At 71.1% G+C, this 14,903-nt stretch carries 17 protein-coding genes; 6 read left to right on the top strand and 11 right to left on the bottom strand.

Annotated features, from left to right (window positions below; genetic code table 11):
• Positions 1 to 134 precede the first annotated feature (134 nt).
• A complete protein-coding gene (locus NOO62_RS11705; protein ID WP_268770822.1) occupies positions 135 to 782 on the bottom strand; it encodes a LysE family translocator in 648 nt (215 codons plus the stop codon).
• A 117-nt stretch (positions 783 to 899) separates the two neighbouring features.
• Between NOO62_RS11705 and NOO62_RS11700 the strand changes: the two genes are divergently transcribed.
• Positions 900 to 1,397, top strand: coding sequence for an Lrp/AsnC family transcriptional regulator (locus NOO62_RS11700; protein ID WP_268770821.1), 498 nt, complete (start codon positions 900 to 902; stop codon positions 1,395 to 1,397).
• Here NOO62_RS11700 and NOO62_RS11695 read toward each other — a convergent pair.
• Positions 1,394 to 1,543, bottom strand: coding sequence for a hypothetical protein (locus NOO62_RS11695; RefSeq protein ID WP_268770820.1), 150 nt, complete (start codon positions 1,541 to 1,543; stop codon positions 1,394 to 1,396). The genes NOO62_RS11700 and NOO62_RS11695 overlap by 4 nt on opposite strands.
• 202 nt (positions 1,544 to 1,745) lie before the next feature.
• On the opposite strand from NOO62_RS11695, the gene NOO62_RS11690 reads away from it, so the two are divergent.
• Positions 1,746 to 2,180 carry a VOC family protein gene (locus NOO62_RS11690; RefSeq protein ID WP_268770819.1) on the top strand — a complete coding sequence of 145 codons (435 nt, stop codon included), beginning with the start codon at positions 1,746 to 1,748 and terminating at the stop codon, positions 2,178 to 2,180.
• A gap of 176 nt (positions 2,181 to 2,356) precedes the next feature.
• Here NOO62_RS11690 and glnA read toward each other — a convergent pair whose 3' ends face one another.
• Entirely contained in the window at positions 2,357 to 3,766 is a 1,410-nt protein-coding gene (glnA, locus tag NOO62_RS11685; protein ID WP_268775574.1) for a type I glutamate--ammonia ligase, read from the bottom strand.
• Between the two features lie 226 nt (positions 3,767 to 3,992).
• Between glnA and NOO62_RS11680 the strand changes: the two genes are divergently transcribed.
• On the top strand, positions 3,993 to 4,460 hold the full coding sequence (locus NOO62_RS11680; protein ID WP_268770818.1) for an RDD family protein: 468 nt from the start codon (positions 3,993 to 3,995) through the stop codon (positions 4,458 to 4,460).
• Positions 4,461 to 4,560: 100 nt separating this feature from the next.
• On the opposite strand, the gene NOO62_RS11675 is transcribed toward NOO62_RS11680, so the two are convergent.
• The 5 genes from NOO62_RS11675 to lipB form a co-directional block, all read right to left on the bottom strand.
• Entirely contained in the window at positions 4,561 to 5,016 is a 456-nt protein-coding gene (locus NOO62_RS11675) for a hypothetical protein (RefSeq protein WP_268770817.1), read from the bottom strand.
• A gap of 339 nt (positions 5,017 to 5,355) precedes the next feature.
• The gene (locus NOO62_RS11670) at positions 5,356 to 6,063 is read right to left on the bottom strand and encodes a DUF4191 domain-containing protein (RefSeq protein ID WP_268770816.1); all 708 of its coding nucleotides are present in this window, start codon (positions 6,061 to 6,063) and stop codon (positions 5,356 to 5,358) included.
• Positions 6,064 to 6,092: 29 nt separating this feature from the next.
• Positions 6,093 to 6,335, bottom strand: a complete 243-nt coding sequence (locus NOO62_RS11665) for a hypothetical protein (RefSeq protein WP_268770815.1) — start codon at positions 6,333 to 6,335, stop codon at positions 6,093 to 6,095.
• 351 nt (positions 6,336 to 6,686) lie between these two features.
• A complete protein-coding gene (locus tag NOO62_RS11660) occupies positions 6,687 to 7,652 on the bottom strand; it encodes a lipoyl synthase (RefSeq protein ID WP_150219043.1) in 966 nt (321 codons plus the stop codon).
• A 128-nt stretch (positions 7,653 to 7,780) separates the two neighbouring features.
• Positions 7,781 to 8,614 (bottom strand): lipoyl(octanoyl) transferase LipB, encoded by an 834-nt coding sequence (gene lipB, locus NOO62_RS11655; RefSeq protein WP_268770814.1) that lies wholly within the window; start codon positions 8,612 to 8,614, stop codon positions 7,781 to 7,783.
• Positions 8,615 to 8,831: 217 nt separating this feature from the next.
• Here lipB and NOO62_RS11650 point away from each other — a divergent pair, with 217 nt between their 5' ends.
• Positions 8,832 to 10,280: a regulator gene (locus NOO62_RS11650; protein WP_268770813.1), complete on the top strand. Its 1,449-nt coding sequence runs from the start codon at positions 8,832 to 8,834 to the stop codon at positions 10,278 to 10,280.
• A 22-nt stretch (positions 10,281 to 10,302) separates the two neighbouring features.
• Here the strand turns inward: NOO62_RS11650 and NOO62_RS11645 are convergent, their stop codons facing one another.
• From NOO62_RS11645 to NOO62_RS11635, 3 genes are all read right to left on the bottom strand, one after another.
• Entirely contained in the window at positions 10,303 to 10,440 is a 138-nt protein-coding gene (locus NOO62_RS11645) for a hypothetical protein (protein WP_268770812.1), read from the bottom strand.
• Between the two features lie 147 nt (positions 10,441 to 10,587).
• Positions 10,588 to 11,985 carry an NAD(P)/FAD-dependent oxidoreductase gene (locus NOO62_RS11640; protein WP_268770811.1) on the bottom strand — a complete coding sequence of 466 codons (1,398 nt, stop codon included), beginning with the start codon at positions 11,983 to 11,985 and terminating at the stop codon, positions 10,588 to 10,590.
• A gap of 162 nt (positions 11,986 to 12,147) precedes the next feature.
• Entirely contained in the window at positions 12,148 to 13,053 is a 906-nt protein-coding gene (locus tag NOO62_RS11635; protein ID WP_268770810.1) for a TIGR01777 family oxidoreductase, read from the bottom strand.
• Positions 13,054 to 13,141: 88 nt separating this feature from the next.
• Between NOO62_RS11635 and NOO62_RS11630 the strand changes: the two genes are divergently transcribed.
• On the top strand, positions 13,142 to 13,630 hold the full coding sequence (locus tag NOO62_RS11630) for a GNAT family N-acetyltransferase (RefSeq protein WP_268770809.1): 489 nt from the start codon (positions 13,142 to 13,144) through the stop codon (positions 13,628 to 13,630).
• Positions 13,631 to 13,722: 92 nt separating this feature from the next.
• The gene (locus NOO62_RS11625) at positions 13,723 to 14,865 is read left to right on the top strand and encodes a PP2C family protein-serine/threonine phosphatase (RefSeq protein ID WP_268770808.1); all 1,143 of its coding nucleotides are present in this window, start codon (positions 13,723 to 13,725) and stop codon (positions 14,863 to 14,865) included.
• Positions 14,866 to 14,903 lie beyond the last annotated feature (38 nt).

The following is a 14,903-nucleotide window of genomic DNA, read 5'->3' as shown; positions in this document are numbered from 1 at the left end:
AGTCAAATTAACAAGAGCCGGGCCGATGACCGTAATCAACACCGCTTCCCTGGCGGCGAATTGAGAAAGCAAGATTATAAGACTGCGGCCAATGCGCGATGGGCGATGCGCGATACGCGATACGTGCGGGCTAATCAACCGGCGAGCTGCTCCACCAGCAGGAACCCGCCGATGACGATCATCATGGCACCGGAGGCCCGGGTCACCACCCGCGCGGCGGACGGCCGGGCCTTCAGCACGGTCCGCGCCAGCACGCCGACACCGAGGTAGACGACGGCGCAGGCGGTCATGTGGAGCGTGCCGAGCAGCCCGGTCTGCGCGGCGACGGGCCAATCGCCGGCGGAGTCGATGAACTGCGGGAACAGCGCGAAGTACAGCAGTAGGGCCTTCGGGTTGAGTCCGCTGGTCCCGGCCCCCTTGAGGGCGACCTGCCACGCCGAGGACGCGCCCTCACCAGGGGCCGCCCCCGCACCCGCCCCCGCGCCCGTATCCGCCGCCGGAGCGACGGGCGCCCTGACGACCCCCCACCCCAGCCACACCAGATACCCGGCCCCGGCGACGGTGAGCGCGGTGAGGACGGTAGCCGAACTGGCCACGATCACCACGAGCCCGGCGACGGCGAGGAGGGTGTACCCCGCGTATCCGGCTATGAGCCCGGCGACCGCGGGAACGACGGACCGGTCCCGAAGCCCCGCGGTGATGGCGTACGCCCAGTCCGCGCCCGGCGTGAAGATCAGCAGCAGATCCACCGCGAGAAAGGCCGCCACCGTCGCCGTATCCATATACCTGTGTCCCGTTCCCTCAAAGCTTCTGACTCCAAGAGGGAGATTAGGCGCGAAGCCCCCAAAAGTGTTCCCGCATTTACCCGGTATGCGGCCGTTCCGGGGGAGAATCTCCCCATGGACGCCATGGACAGGAAAATTCTTACCGAGCTACAGCTGGACGGCCGCCTCACGGTCACGGAGCTGGCGGCGCGGGTGAAACTGAGCGTCTCGCCCTGCCACCGCCGCCTGCGGGACCTCGAACGCGCGGGCGCGATCCGCGGTTACCGCGCGGTGGTCGACCCCGCGGCCGTCGGCCTGGACTTCGAGGCCCTGGTCTTCGCCACGCTGCGCTGGGAGGACCGGGACACGGTGGAGACGTTCGAGGAGGCGGTGGCTGCGGTCCCGCACGTGATCCAGGCGCAACGCCTGTTCGGCGAACCGGACTACCTCCTACGCGTGGCCACGGCTGACCTCACGACGTACCAACAGCTCTACGACCAGCAACTCGCGAAACTCCCAGGAGTCCAACGCCTGACCTCGACCCTGGTCATGAAGAACGTGGTCCACGACCGGCCTCTGCCCGAACAGCCGACCCCAGGCCCGGCCCGGGGGAGGGAGGGGCGTCGCCGCTAGCGGCGGCAGACGAGGATGTCACCGAGACAGTGGATCTCGAACGCTCCATGCCGGGCGATGTGTGCGCCCAGGATGGCCCGGGCCCGCTCGATCGTGGCTGCGAAGGGTACGTCGTGCTGGTCCGCCCATGCCTGGTAGGAGGCCATGTGAGCGACCACGGGGTCGGGGTTCCGGACGGTGACGGTGCCGGGCAGGTCGATCGCCTCGACACGGCTGAATCGGAGCCGTTCACTCGCCGGATGGTGTGCGTGTCTGCGAGGACGACGGGGCGGGCCCGCCGCCACGTCGGAGCCCTTCGAAGAGGCCGAGCACGGCCTGACTGTCAGAGGTGCGCAGTACCGTCCTGGCATGACAGCCAGAATCGATCTGACCCTTGATTGCACGGACGCACTGCTCCTTGCCGAGTTCTGGAAGACAGCCCTGGGGTATGTCGACGAGCCGCCGCCCGCCCCCTTCAACTCCCGCGAGGAGTGGCTCGCGCAGTTCGACCTCCCGGATGGCGAGACCGTGGACGACGCCGCGTGGCTGTGCGATCCCGATGGCGTCGGCCCCCGGCTCTCCATTCTCAAGGTCCCTGAACCGAAAGCCGCGAAGAACCGTCTGCACATCGACATCCGGGTTCAGGGGCATGGCAGTTCCGATGAGCGGTGGGCACGGATCAAGGCGGAGGCCGAGCGCCTGCTGAAGGCGGGCGGCCACGTCCTCAGTGAGTCCGCCGGGCACCACATCGTGATGGCCGACCCGGAGGGCAACGAGTTCTGCGTCGCTGCGGCCGCGGCCTGAGGACTGAGCGGCAGACGCCGCCGTGGGGTTGGACGGAGGAGGAGCTCGCCGACCCGCGGACTACCTGTACTCGACCGTCACCTACCCCTGAGCCGGAATCAGGCCTATGCACACGACGAAGCCCCGCCGCTCTCGCCGTGGAGAGTGACGGGGCTTCGCTGCGCGATTTACGCGATTTAGATGTCGAAGTAGAGCTCGAACTCGTGCGGGTGCGGCCGCAGCTGGATCGGGGCGATCTCGTTCGTGCGCTTGTAGTCGATCCACGTCTCGATCAGGTCGGACGTGAAGACGCCGCCGGCCTGGAGGTACTCGTTGTCCGCCTCGAGGGCGTCGAGGACCGCGGGGAGGGAGGTCGGGACCTGGGCGACGCCCGCGTGCTCCTCGGGGGCGAGCTCGTAGAGGTCCTTGTCGATCGGCTCCGGGGGCTCGATCTTGTTCTTGACGCCGTCGAGGCCCGCGAGGAGCAGCGCCGAGAAGGCGAGGTACGGGTTCGAGGACGGGTCCGGCGCGCGGAACTCGACGCGCTTGGCCTTCGGGTTCGAGCCCGTGATCGGGATACGCATGGCCGCGGAGCGGTTGCGCTGCGAGTAGACCATGTTGACCGGGGCCTCGAAGCCCGGGACCAGGCGGTGGTACGAGTTCACCGTGGGGTTGGTGAACGCCAACAGCGACGGGGCGTGCTTGAGGATGCCGCCGATGTAGTAGCGCGCGGTGTCCGACAGGCCCGCGTAGCCCTGCTCGTCGTAGAAGAGCGGGTCGCCACCGGCCCACAGGGACTGGTGGACGTGCATGCCCGAGCCGTTGTCGCCGAAGATCGGCTTCGGCATGAACGTCGCGGTCTTCTCGTTGCGCCAGGCGACGTTCTTCACGATGTACTTGAAGAGCATCAGATCGTCGGCCGCGGCGAGCAGCGTGTTGAACTTGTAGTTGATCTCCGCCTGGCCGGCCGTGCCGACCTCGTGGTGCTGGCGCTCGACCTGGAGGCCGTTCTTGTCCAGCTCGAGGGAGATCTCCGCGCGGAGGTCCGCGAAGTGGTCGACCGGCGGGGCCGGGAAGTAACCACCCTTGTAGCGGACCTTGTAGCCGCGGTTGTTCTCGACGGCGCCCGTGTTCCAGGCACCCGCCTCGGAGTCGATGTGGTAGAAGCTCTCGTTCGCCGACGTCTGGAAGCGGACGTTGTCGAAGACGTAGAACTCGGCCTCCGGGCCGAAGTACGCCGTGTCGGCGATGCCGGTCGAGGCCAGGTACGCCTCGGCCTTCTTCGCGACGTTGCGCGGGTCACGGCTGTACTGCTCGCCCGTGATCGGGTCGTGGATGAAGAAGTTGATGTTGACGGTCTTGTCGCGGCGGAACGGGTCCACGCGAGCCGTCGACAGGTCGGCGCGGAGCGCCATGTCGGACTCGTGGATGGCCTGGAAGCCGCGGATCGACGAACCGTCGAAGGCCAGCTCCTCGTCCGGGTCGAACGCCGCCGCCGGGATCGTGAAGTGCTGCATCACACCGGGCAGGTCGCAGAATCGGACATCGACGAACTTCACGTCCTCGTCCGCGATGTACTTCTTTGCGTCGTCGGCGTTCTGGAACAACATCCAACTCCTCCTACTCCCGCCCGAGGCGGGACGGGGTTGCAGCTCGTTGTGCGGCCGGTGCGGTGGCACACGCTGGGACCCGACCATAAGGACGGGGGATTTCTCAAGCGTGACCCATTTGTTTCGTCGAAGTTAACCGAGCCGGGTGTGGCATGCACCCGTTGCCGCCCCTTGTCCCACCCCGGCCGCCCCTGGGGGACAAGCCGCGCAGTACCTTGGACGGGTGGACAAGAGGCAAGCAATCGGATCGTGGCTGTCCGGCCCCCGCGCCGCCGCCGAGGACGCCGGAGTCGACTTCGGATACCGGGGCCAGCAGTTGGGGCTTCCCGAGGAAGGGCCGGGATCGATCGCACGCCCCGGGCGCCGGATGGGCGGCATCGCCGTGGACTGGGGCCTGTGCATGGTGATCGCATACGGTCTGTTCGCGGGCGGTGACCAGCAGGCCATGGGCAACTGGGCCCTCGGGATCTTCTTCGTCATGAGCGTGCTGACCATCGGTACGGTCGGCTGCACCCCGGGCAAGGCCCTCTTCCGGCTCCGCGTCATCTCGGAGAGCGGCGGCCGCCTCGCCCCCGGCTGGGTCCTGGTCCGCAGCATCCTGCTGTGCCTCGTCATCCCCGCCCTGATCTGGGACCGCGACGGCCGCGGCCTCCACGACCGCCTCTCCCGCTCCGTGCAGGTGCGGGTTTAGAAGTAATTCCGCTACGACGGTGAGGGCCCCGGAACCGACCGGTTCCGGGGCCCTCACCGTGACCCGGTTCATCGCGCGCCATGTCCGGGTGCAACAGGAGTCAGCATCGGAGCTCCACGGATTTGCGAGCAGCGACGTAATAGCGCTCCTGCTCGAAGCTGTACGACCAGTAGAGGACGTCGAATTTGCCTCCGCTGATGCCGTCCGCCCTCCACTCCTTCGCCTTGCTCGCCCACTGCCACATCCAGTGGTAGCCGCCATAGTCGCCCCTGACGGCCACCATGCCGCGGTACGGCTCCCTCGGGGTCGGTTGCGCGCCTGCCCAGTAGAGGCCGTACCAGTCATTGCCTGTGCTCTGTACGCCTTCGTAGCCGAAGGCCACGGTGTGGCCGCGACACGTGGCGTAGGGGAACTGGTTCTGCTCCTTCGTCGCCGCCGGACCGGTGGCCGCGGGCCGCGTGGCGGTCGAATCCGCCGCCGCGGCAATTACGGCGGGCGCCTGCACGCTCCCCAGCAGGATCAGCGTCGCGACCGCAGTGAGTGCGGCTCTGCGCATTTTCCCTCCTTCCGGTCAGAGTGAATTCCTGCGTACCGTCGCCATCAGTACCGACGGTACGAGAATTGCAATTCACCCCGACTCTTGTCGTCCTCCCTCCTTTTCCCGCCGTCTGTACGGCCAATGGTGAAGCGCGGCAATGGCACTCGATTCAGCGAGCGCGGGAATGATTCAACGAACTCGGCCGACGTCGAACGTCCTCCGGCGCACAACCGGGTACTGGAGGTGGCTGCGGAGGCGACCCGGACGCGCAGCAACGGCGAGGCCCCGCCTTCTCCCGTCCGTAGAGATGACGGGAGAAGGCGGGGCCTGGGGCCCAGAGGCCTGGGTCCGGAGTTTTCAGCGCGACGACTTGGGCGGGCGAACGCCCTTCATACCTTTCGGCATCGGACCCTTTGGCAGCGGCATGTTCGACATGAGGTCGCCCATCGCGCGCAGGCGGTCGTTCGTCGCCGTCACCTGCGGGCCCGTGAGGACGCGGGGGAGCTTCAGGAGCGTCGTGCGGAGCTTCTTGAGGGAGACCGTGCCCTCCGTCGTGCCGACGATGACGTCGTGGACCGGGACGTCCGCCACGATGCGGGCCATCTTCCGCTTCTCGGCGGCCAGCAGGCCCTTCACGCGGTTCGGGTTGCCCTCGGCGACCAGGACGATGCCGGCCTTGCCGACGGTGCGGTGCACCACGTCCTGGCTGCGGTTCATCGCGATCGCGGGGGTCGTCGTCCAGCCGCGGCCGATCTTGTCGAGCACCGCGGCCGCCGCGCCGGGCTGGCCCTCCATCTGACCGAAGGCGGCCCGCTCGGCCCTGCGTCCGAAGACGATCGCCATCGCGAGGAAGGCGAGCAGGAAGCCGAGGATGCCCAGGTAGATCGGGTGCCCGACCCAGAAGCCGATTGCGAGGAAGACACCAAAGGTGACGATTCCCACAGCCGCGATGATGAGGCCGATTTTGGAGTCGGCCCGCCGGGTCATCTTGTAGGTCAGAGCGATCTGCTTGAGTCGCCCTGGCTCCGCGGCCGCATCCGCCGCGGTGGATTCCTTCCTCGCCATGCGATGAGTCTACGTGGCCCCGGCGGCGGCTACGACGTGCGGGTTGCCGTCCCGGCCTCTTCGAGCACCCGCAGCGCCTCGACCCGGTCCTTCGCACGGCGCCGATCCTCCAGGACGGACGTCCAGGCGTTGCGCCGTGCCGTGCGCTGGCCGCCGCTCATCAGCAGTGACTCGACGGCCCGCAGGGCGTCGGCGACGGACGGAATCGGGGTGGCGCGGACGGGCGTGGCGGTCGTGCGGACCTGCGTGGCGCGGACGGGCGCGGCCTGCATGATGGGGCCCTCCTGGAGAGCGGCTCGAGACGGGGGGAGCGGCTATGGGTCAGGCAGTGCGTACGGCTAGGGGTCAGGCAGTGCGTACGGCTATGGGTAGGGCTGTACGTGCGGTAGTACCAGGGTCACTGATTGGTGTTACCAGGGCGTGACCGGGCGGTCAAACGCCGATGAAACGTTGACGCGCGGCCCCAAAACGCTGACGCGGCCCATACGGTCCCCTTCACCTGCGGGGATCGTACGGGCCGCGTCATTACGGCCACTACTGGGTGGTAGGAGCTTGTGCGCCGATTCACACAGTGGGCGGCTGCGCGGCATGTGCCCGCGTCACGGCGCCGACGGCGCCGACCGTCACACCGCCTGCGACGCCACGTACGCACCGCGCTTCTCGATCGCCATCTGGTACAGGCGTCCGGCGCGGTACGAGGAGCGGACGAGCGGGCCCGACATGACACCGGAGAAGCCGATCTGCTCGGCCTCCTCCTTCAGCTCCACGAACTCGGCGGGCTTCACCCAGCGCTCGACGGGGTGGTGCCGCGGGGTGGGGCGCAGGTACTGGGTGATCGTGACGAGCTCCGTGCCCGCCTCGTGCAGCTGGCGCAGCGCCTCGCTGACCTCTTCGCGGGTCTCGCCCATGCCGAGGATCAGGTTGGACTTGGTGACCAGACCGGCCTCGCGGGCCTTGGTGATCACCTCGAGGGAGCGCTCGTACCGGAAGCCGGGGCGGATCCGCTTGAAGATGCGCGGCACCGTCTCGACGTTGTGCCCGAGGACCTCGGGCTCGGACGAGAAGACCTCGGCCAGCTGGTCGGGGTCGGCGTTGAAGTCCGGGATGAGCAGCTCGACCTTGGTGTAGCCCTCGGCGCGCTCCGCCGTCATCGCGTGGATCTGGCGGACCGTCTCCGCGTAGAGCCAGGCCCCGCCGTCCTCCAGGTCGTCGCGGGCGACGCCGGTGATCGTGGCGTAGTTCAGGTCCATCGTGACGACGGACTCGCCGACGCGGCGCGGCTCGTCGCGGTCGAGGGCCTGCGGCTTGCCGGTGTCGATCTGGCAGAAGTCGCAGCGCCGGGTGCACTGGTCACCACCGATGAGGAACGTGGCCTCGCGGTCTTCCCAGCACTCGTAGATGTTCGGACAGCCTGCCTCCTGGCAGACCGTGTGCAGGCCCTCGGTCTTCACGAGCTTCTGCAGGGCGTTGTACTCGGGGCCCATTTTCGCCCGGGTCTTGATCCACTCGGGCTTGCGCTCGATGGGGGTCTGGGCGTTCCGGACCTCCAGGCGCAGCATCTTGCGTCCGTCGGGTGCGACTGCGGACACATCGGCTCCCTGTAGCTTCGATTCTTCGGCGCACACCAGGGTACGCCCGTGATGTCGTTGGGCTTACTTCTGGCCAACCTCTGGCCAAGGGGGTGCATTCCCCAAGGCCGGTATCGACCTGTGCCGACCTAGGCGGAGGCGGGCTCCGCGGCGGACGCCACGGCGGGCTCCACCGCTCGCTCCACCTCACGCGGCTTCAGCTCCGCGTTCTCCAGTACGTCGCGCAGCTGCCGCTCCGCGACGGGCAGCACATCGGCGATGGTGATCTCGCGGTCCAGCTCGTACGAGAGGGACGTCACGCCCGCGTCGCGGATGCCGCACGGGATGATCCGGTCGAACCAGGTGTTGTCCGGGTTCACGTTCAGGGCGAAGCCGTGCATCGTCACGCCCTTGGCGACGCGGATGCCGATCGCGGCGATCTTGCGGTCCTCGCGGCGCTGGCCCGCGTTCGAGGGGGCGTACTCGGGACCGTTGAACCGCGCGTCGAACTCGTCGTCCCGCAGCCGCGGGTCGAAGTCGAGGGAGAGACCGCCGAGCGCGGGGCGCTGCTCCACCGGGTCGCCGAGGACCCAGACGCCGCTGCGGCCCTCGATGCGCGTGGTCTCCAGGCCGAACTCCGCGCAGGTGCGGATGAGCGCCTCCTCCAGGCGGCGTACGTGCGCCACGACGTCCACCGGGCGCGGCAGCTTCTGGATCGGGTAGCCCACCAGCTGGCCGGGGCCGTGCCAGGTGATCTTGCCGCCGCGGTCCACGTCGACGACGGGGGTGCCGTCGAGGGGGCGCTCGCTGTCCGCGGTGCGGCGGCCCGCCGTGTAGACCGGCGGGTGCTCCAGGAGGAGACAGGTGTCGGGGACCTCGTCGGCGAAGCGGGCGGCGTGCACGCGGCGCTGCTCGTCCCAGGCCTCTTGGTACTCCACGGAGTCCGGGCCGAAGCCCAGCCGGACGAACCGAAACTCACTCACGGCAGGTGCCTCCCTGAACGTTCACCGTGCACATATCGCGCCCCTGCCACTGTACGGGCCCCCTCCGGCGGCAACCTCGGCCCGGGTTCCTCACACGATCGGATGAAAGGCCCCGCAAGGTGCGTACACGGGCTGCCACGGCCGCTACATTCACGCCGTTCACGAGGCCATAAGGGCTGCTCAAGGCAGGCCCGAAAGGCAGGAGACCGCACAGCCGATGACGGAACGACCCCCGCAGCGCACCCCGAACCGCCAGCTAGCCGCGCTCATCTCGGAAGCCGGATTCTCCAATGCGGGCCTCGCCCGCCGCGTCGACCAGCTGGGCCTCGAGCACGGCCTGGACCTGCGCTACGACAAGACGTCCGTGACCCGCTGGCTCCGCGGCCAGCAGCCCAGAGGCACCACACCGGCCCTGATCGCCGAGGTCTTCACCAGGAGGCTGGGGCGCCGGCTCTCCGCCCAGGACCTCGGGCTCGACGCGTGTGCCCCGGTCTACGCGGGACTGGAATTCGCCGCGACCCCCGAGGAGGCCGTCGACATCGTCGGCGGGCTGTGGCGCAAGGACTCCGGGAGCCACGCGGAGCTGCGGAAGATCGCGTTCACCCCGGCCGGACTCGTGGTGCCGAGCCGGGACTGGCTGATCGGCCGCGCCGACGAACGCGTCGGCCACGGCGACGCCGTCCACCCGCCCCACACCCGCGTCCCCGTGCAGGGCCGCCCCGTCGTGCCCCGGCAGCGGCAGGGTTCCGAGCGCGGCCCCGGCCTGCGGGTCAGCAACGGGGACATCGCGGCGCTGCGCTCCGTGGGCGAGCTGTTCCGCGCCCTCGACCACGCGTACGGCGGCGGGCACGCCCGGCAGGCCCTCGTCCGCTATCTGGAGCACGAGGCCGAGCCGATGCTCCGCGGGGTCTACGGAGAGCAGGCCGGACGCAGGCTCTTCGGAGCCGCCGCCGACCTCACCCGCCTCGCGGGCTGGACCTCGTACGACATCGCGGCCCACGGCCTCGCCCAGCGGTACTACGTCCAGGCGCTCCGCCTCGCGCAGGCGGCGGGCGACCGGGCGTACGGCTCGTACGTCCTGGTCACGATGAGCCGACAGGCCGTCTACCTCGGCCATGGGCGCGAGGCCGTGCAGCTCGCGCGGGTGGCCCAGCAGGGCGTCGGCTCCGCGGCGCCGCACGTCGTGCAGTCGCTGCTGTACGCCGCGGAGGCGCGGGGCCACGGAGTGCTCGGCGAGGTGCGGGCCTGCACGGCAGCGCTCGTGCGGGCCGAACGGTCCCTGGAGGCGGCGCGGCCCGGCGACGACGTGCCGCACTGGGCGCGCTTCTTCGACGAGGCGCAGCTCGCGGACGACTTCGGGCACAGCTACCGCGACCTCCAGCAGTACCGCGCCGCGGCCCAGCACGCCGAGCGCTCGCTCCAGCTGCGCGCCCCCGCCTTCGCGCGCAGCAGGCTCTTCTGCCGGGTGGTGCTCGCCACCGCGCGGCTCGGCCTCGGCGAGCTGGAGACGGCCTGTCAGCTGGGCTCCGAGGCGGCGCAGGCGGCGGGCGAGATGCGGTCCGCGCGGGCGTACGAATACGTGCGCGAGTTCGAGCGCCGCCTGGAGCCGTACCGGGACGCGGCGCCCGTGCGCGGGTACCGCGACAGGGTCGCGGCACTCGGCTGAGGGCGCGCCCCGCCGAGGTCGCTCACTCCAGGCGCGCGACCTCGGCGGGGCTCACCGCCTCGTCCCACGTGACCAGGTCGTCCAGGTCGCCCCGCAGGCTCGCCTGCTCCGTGCCGATGGAGCGCAGGGGGAGGGGGATCGAGGCCGCGACGGACCCCACCCGCTCCCCGTCGGCGTACAGCGGTCCAGCGGCAGCGTGTGGTCGAAGCTGTGATCCGCGTCGCGGTACGGCGCGCCGTCCCGCGCGCCGACCTGAATGCAGCGGCGTACCGCCCAAGTGGGAATCGGTGGTGGGATCGATGCCGGATCAGGCGGCCGCGGGCAAGGTCTCCGCGGTGTACGACGGTGTGATGCCGAAGTCCGTGAGCACGGCGTGGGCCGCGCGCCGTCCCGAGTGCAGGGCGCCCTGGACCGTGCTGGTGCCGCGGTGGTCCCCGCAGACGTAGAGGCCGGAGAGCAGCCGTACGGGACGCCGGATGTCGTGCGGCGGCGACATCGCGGGCACGGCCTCACGGGTGTGGTGGACGGCGAGGCGTTCCCAGCGGTCGGTCGGCGTGCCGTACAGCGCGGCGAGGTGGGTGCGGACGGCGGACTCCTCCGGCGGCGGGCCGAGGACGGTCGAGGAGACCAGGACGCGGCCGACGGGTGCGCGCGACGGGTCGACCTGGCTGATGACCGCGGTGTGCGCGACCGGGCCCGCGCGGTCCGCGTCCAGGAGCAGCGCGGGCCCGTCGAGCGGCGGTTCGGGCGCGGCGTGGTGGACGACGGACACCTCGTGGAAGGGCGGTACGCGCAGGCCGGGAAGGAGTTCGGCGGCAGCGCGCGCGTCGGTGGCGAGGAGGACGGCGCGGCACGTGAACTCGCCGTGCTCCGCGGTCCCCACGGAGCTCGTGGAGACCGAGGTGACACGGACGCCGGTGCGGACGACGCCGGGCGGCAGGGCGGCCGCGAGGTGTTCGGGCAGGGCTTCGGCGCCGCCCTCGGGCAGGCAGAGGCGGCCGCGTGCGAAGGCGTGCAGGGCCAGGTCCGCGCACCGGCTCGACGTGGTCAGGCCGGGGTCGCAGAGGAGCGCGGAGAGGAGGGGGCGCAGGAAACCCTCGATGGTGCGGGAGGGCAGCCCGCGGGCCGAGAGCGCGTCGGCCGCGGGGAGTTCGGGGCGGGCGAGGAGGCGGTCGACGGGCGTCGCGGCGATCCGGGCCAGGGCGGAGCCGAGCCGTGCCTGGTCGAGCGGCGTGCCGAGGGGGGTGGAGCGGGTGGAACGCGGGGAGGAGCGAGGGGTGGAGCCCGGGGGCGTGCCGGAGGCGCTCCGCGTGGGAGTGCGGGCGGCCAGCGGCGCGAGGGGGGCGCTCGCCAGGGCGCGCGCCGTGGTGAGTGCGCCCCTCGCGCTCCGTGCGGGCAGGCGCTCGGCCGCCCGGTGGTGGCGGCCGTCGCTGTGCACGAGGATGCCCGGCGCGAAGGGGCGCAGCACGAGCGAGTCGAGCCCCGGGGTGCGGCGCAGTTCCGGATACGAGGTGGTGAGGAGCTGCCCGATTCTGTCGAGCCGGAACCCGTCGACCTTCTCCGTCGACATCCGGCCGCCGACGCACGGGGCGGCCTCCAGGACGACGGTCGTCACACCGGCGCTGGTCAGCCGGTGCGCTGCCGAGAGGCCCGCGGCCCCGGCTCCCACGATGACGACGTCCGCATGGTGCGCATGCTCTGGCACGTGCCCCTCCCGAGGTCGCGCGGCTGATGGGGTGCTGATGCCCCCAACAGGGCTCCGGAATACCCGCGTCGGTCACGAGGGTAGGAGCGGTTCCGGTCAGCGGCAGTCGCGCATGCACCGGGCACGGTCGCACGCAGGTCGCACGATTCTCAGGCTCTCACCTCACCGCAGGGCCGCCCTGATCGCCTCGTCGATGCCGGGGTACGCGAACGAGAAGCCCGAGCCCAGGAGCTGGGTCGGCAGCACGCGCTGGCTGCCGAGGACGTCCCCCGCCATCTCGCCGAGCACCAGGCGCAGTGCGGGCGCGGGCGCGGGCAGGAGTGCGGGACGGCGCAGCACGCGTCCCATCGCGGCCGTGATCTCGCGGTTGGTGCGCGGATCGGGCGCCGTCAGGTTGAAGGGCCCGGACAGCGTCTCCGTGTCGATGAGGTGCCGCAGCGCGGCCACCTCGTCGTGCAGCGAGATGTAGCTCCAGTACTGCCTGCCGTTGCCCAGGCGGCCGCCGAGCCCCGCCTTGAAGAGCGGGAACATACGGCCCCAGGCGCCGCCCTCGCGGCCGATCACCAGGCCGTTGCGGGCCAGGACCGTACGGATGCCGGCGTCCCGCGCGGCGGCCGCCGAGTCCTCCCACTCCACGCACAGCTCGGGCAGGAACCCGTGCCCCGCGGGGGCGCTCTCGTCGACCGCGCGCGGGCCGGTGTCTCCGTAGTAGCCGATGGCGCTGGAGTTCACGAACACCCGCGGCGGCTCGTCGAGCGACGCCACGGCGGCGGCGAGCGCCTTGGTGCCGAGCACCCTGCTGTCCCGCAGCTCCCGCTTGTAGGCGTCCGTCCAGCGGTGGTCGCCGATGCCCGCACCGGCGAGATTGACCACGGCGGTGCACCCCGCGAGCCCAGCCGTGTCGACGTACCCCTTCTTGGGGTCCCAGCGCACCTCGTCCTTGCCGCGTGGCGCCCTGCGCACCAGGCGCACCACCTCGTGCCCGTCGGCGGCGAGGGAGCGGGTGAGCGCCGTACCGATGAGCCCGGAGGCGCCGGCCACGGCGACGCGCGACTGTGTGGTGTCCATGACTCCCATCCTGCCCCGTGGAACGGGGAACGCGCCTGCGCCGCCGAGACGGGCCGGGCGCGCACCCCGCCCGCCGTACAGTGGCGCCATGCCGGACATGCACATACGTACCGCACGGCCCGAGGACGACGACGCGCTCGCCCGTCTCGACCGCGCCACCTGGTCCACGCTCCACGCGGTCCAGCCCCGTCCCCAGCCGCCCTACGACCCCTTCTTCAACGACCGGTTCGGCCCCCGCGACCACCTGGTCGCCGAGGTGGACGGGCGCATCGTCGGCTATGTGAAGCTCGGCTACCCCACCCCCCTGCTCGCCAACGCGCACGTGCGCCAGATCCAGGGCTTCCTCGTCGCCGAGGAGGTCCGCGGCCACGGCGTCGGCAGGCGGCTGATCCGGGCGGCCATGGACGAGGCCCGCCGCCAGGGCGCGGTCCGCATCACCCTGCGCGTGCTCGGCCACAACACTCCGGCCCGCAAGCTGTACGAGGCGGAGGGCTTCGTCATCGAGGGCGTACTGCCCGGCGAGTTCCTCCTCGACGGCGCGTACGTCGACGACGTCCTCATGGGGCGACCCCTCTGAACTGCCACGGGTAGGCACGGCCCACAGGGGGTACGGCACCCGACGGACCGGCCCGGCGTGCGGGGGTGCCGTACGCGTAGGAGCGTGAAGAAATGATCAGGGCCGAGGCCAGACGGCGCGAGGCGGACCAGCGCGACTGGCTGTTGCGCGGTACGCCACCCCCGCCCTGGGTGCGCTGGCCCCCACCGCTGCTCCTGCTGGCGATCACCCTCGTCCAGCTGCTCACCCCGAGGACCCTGGACCTCAGCTTCCTGATCGCGGCCGTCCCGCCGCTCGCCGCCCTGTCGTACGGGCCCGCCCTGACCGCCCTCGTCGGCGCCGTCGTCCTCGCGCTGCTCTCCCTGCCGGTCTTCGACCTCGGCCACCCGGGCAACAGCGACCAGCTGACCATCAGCTTCATCGCGCTGCTCAGCGTGCTCTTCGCCTGGGTGCGCAGCCGCCGCGAGGCACAGCTCGTCACGGTCCGCACGGTCGCGGAGGCGGCCCAGCTCGCGGTCCTGCCGCCGCTGGCGGAGCAGATCGGCAGGGTGCGGTGCGCGGGCCTCTACGAGGCGGCGCAGCACGAGACGCTGGTCGGCGGCGACTTCTTCGACGTACGCAGAGGACCTTCCGGAGTGCGTGCCCTCATCGGTGACGTGCAGGGGCACGGGCTCGCGGCGGTCGGCACGGTCGCCGCGTTGCTCGGGGCGTTCCGCGAGGCGGTCCTCGACCGGGCGGACCTGGAGGGGGTCGCCGCCCAGCTGGACCGCAGGCTCGTCGTCGACTCGGCGGGGCAGGAGCACACGGAGCTGTTCGCCACGGCGGTGCTGCTGGAGTTCCCCGACGACGCCTCCGTGGTCCGTGTCGTGTCCTGCGGGCACCCGCAGCCCCTGCTGCTGCGCGGCACCGAGGTCACCGAGCTGGACGTGCCGTCCGGGGCGCCGCTCGGCCTCGGCATCGCCGGGCTCGCCCCGCCCGAGGGCCTCACGGTGCCGCTGCTCGACGGTGACCTGCTGCTCGGCCTGACCGACGGGGTGTGTGAGGCGCGGGACGCGTCCGGCACGTTCTATCCGCTGGTCGAGCGCCTGACCGGGATGCTCGAGGCGGACACGGACCCCCGGGAGCCGGGAGGGCTCGCGGAGCGCGTGTGGGCGGACGTGCTCGACTACGCGGGGCGGGTCCGGGACGACGTGACGCTGATGGTGTTCGCACCGGGGCCGCTCGCGAAGGCGGATCCGGGGCCGGACCGCTCGTAGTCGAGCCCCGCCTCAGCCCGCCTCAGCCCGCTCCGCCC

The organism is Streptomyces sp. Je 1-369 (genome assembly GCF_026810505.1).
Taxonomy (GTDB): Bacteria; Actinomycetota; Actinomycetes; order Streptomycetales; family Streptomycetaceae; genus Streptomyces.
Note: the sequence above shows the minus strand (reverse complement) of the source record. Positions and strands in the feature narration are given on the sequence as shown.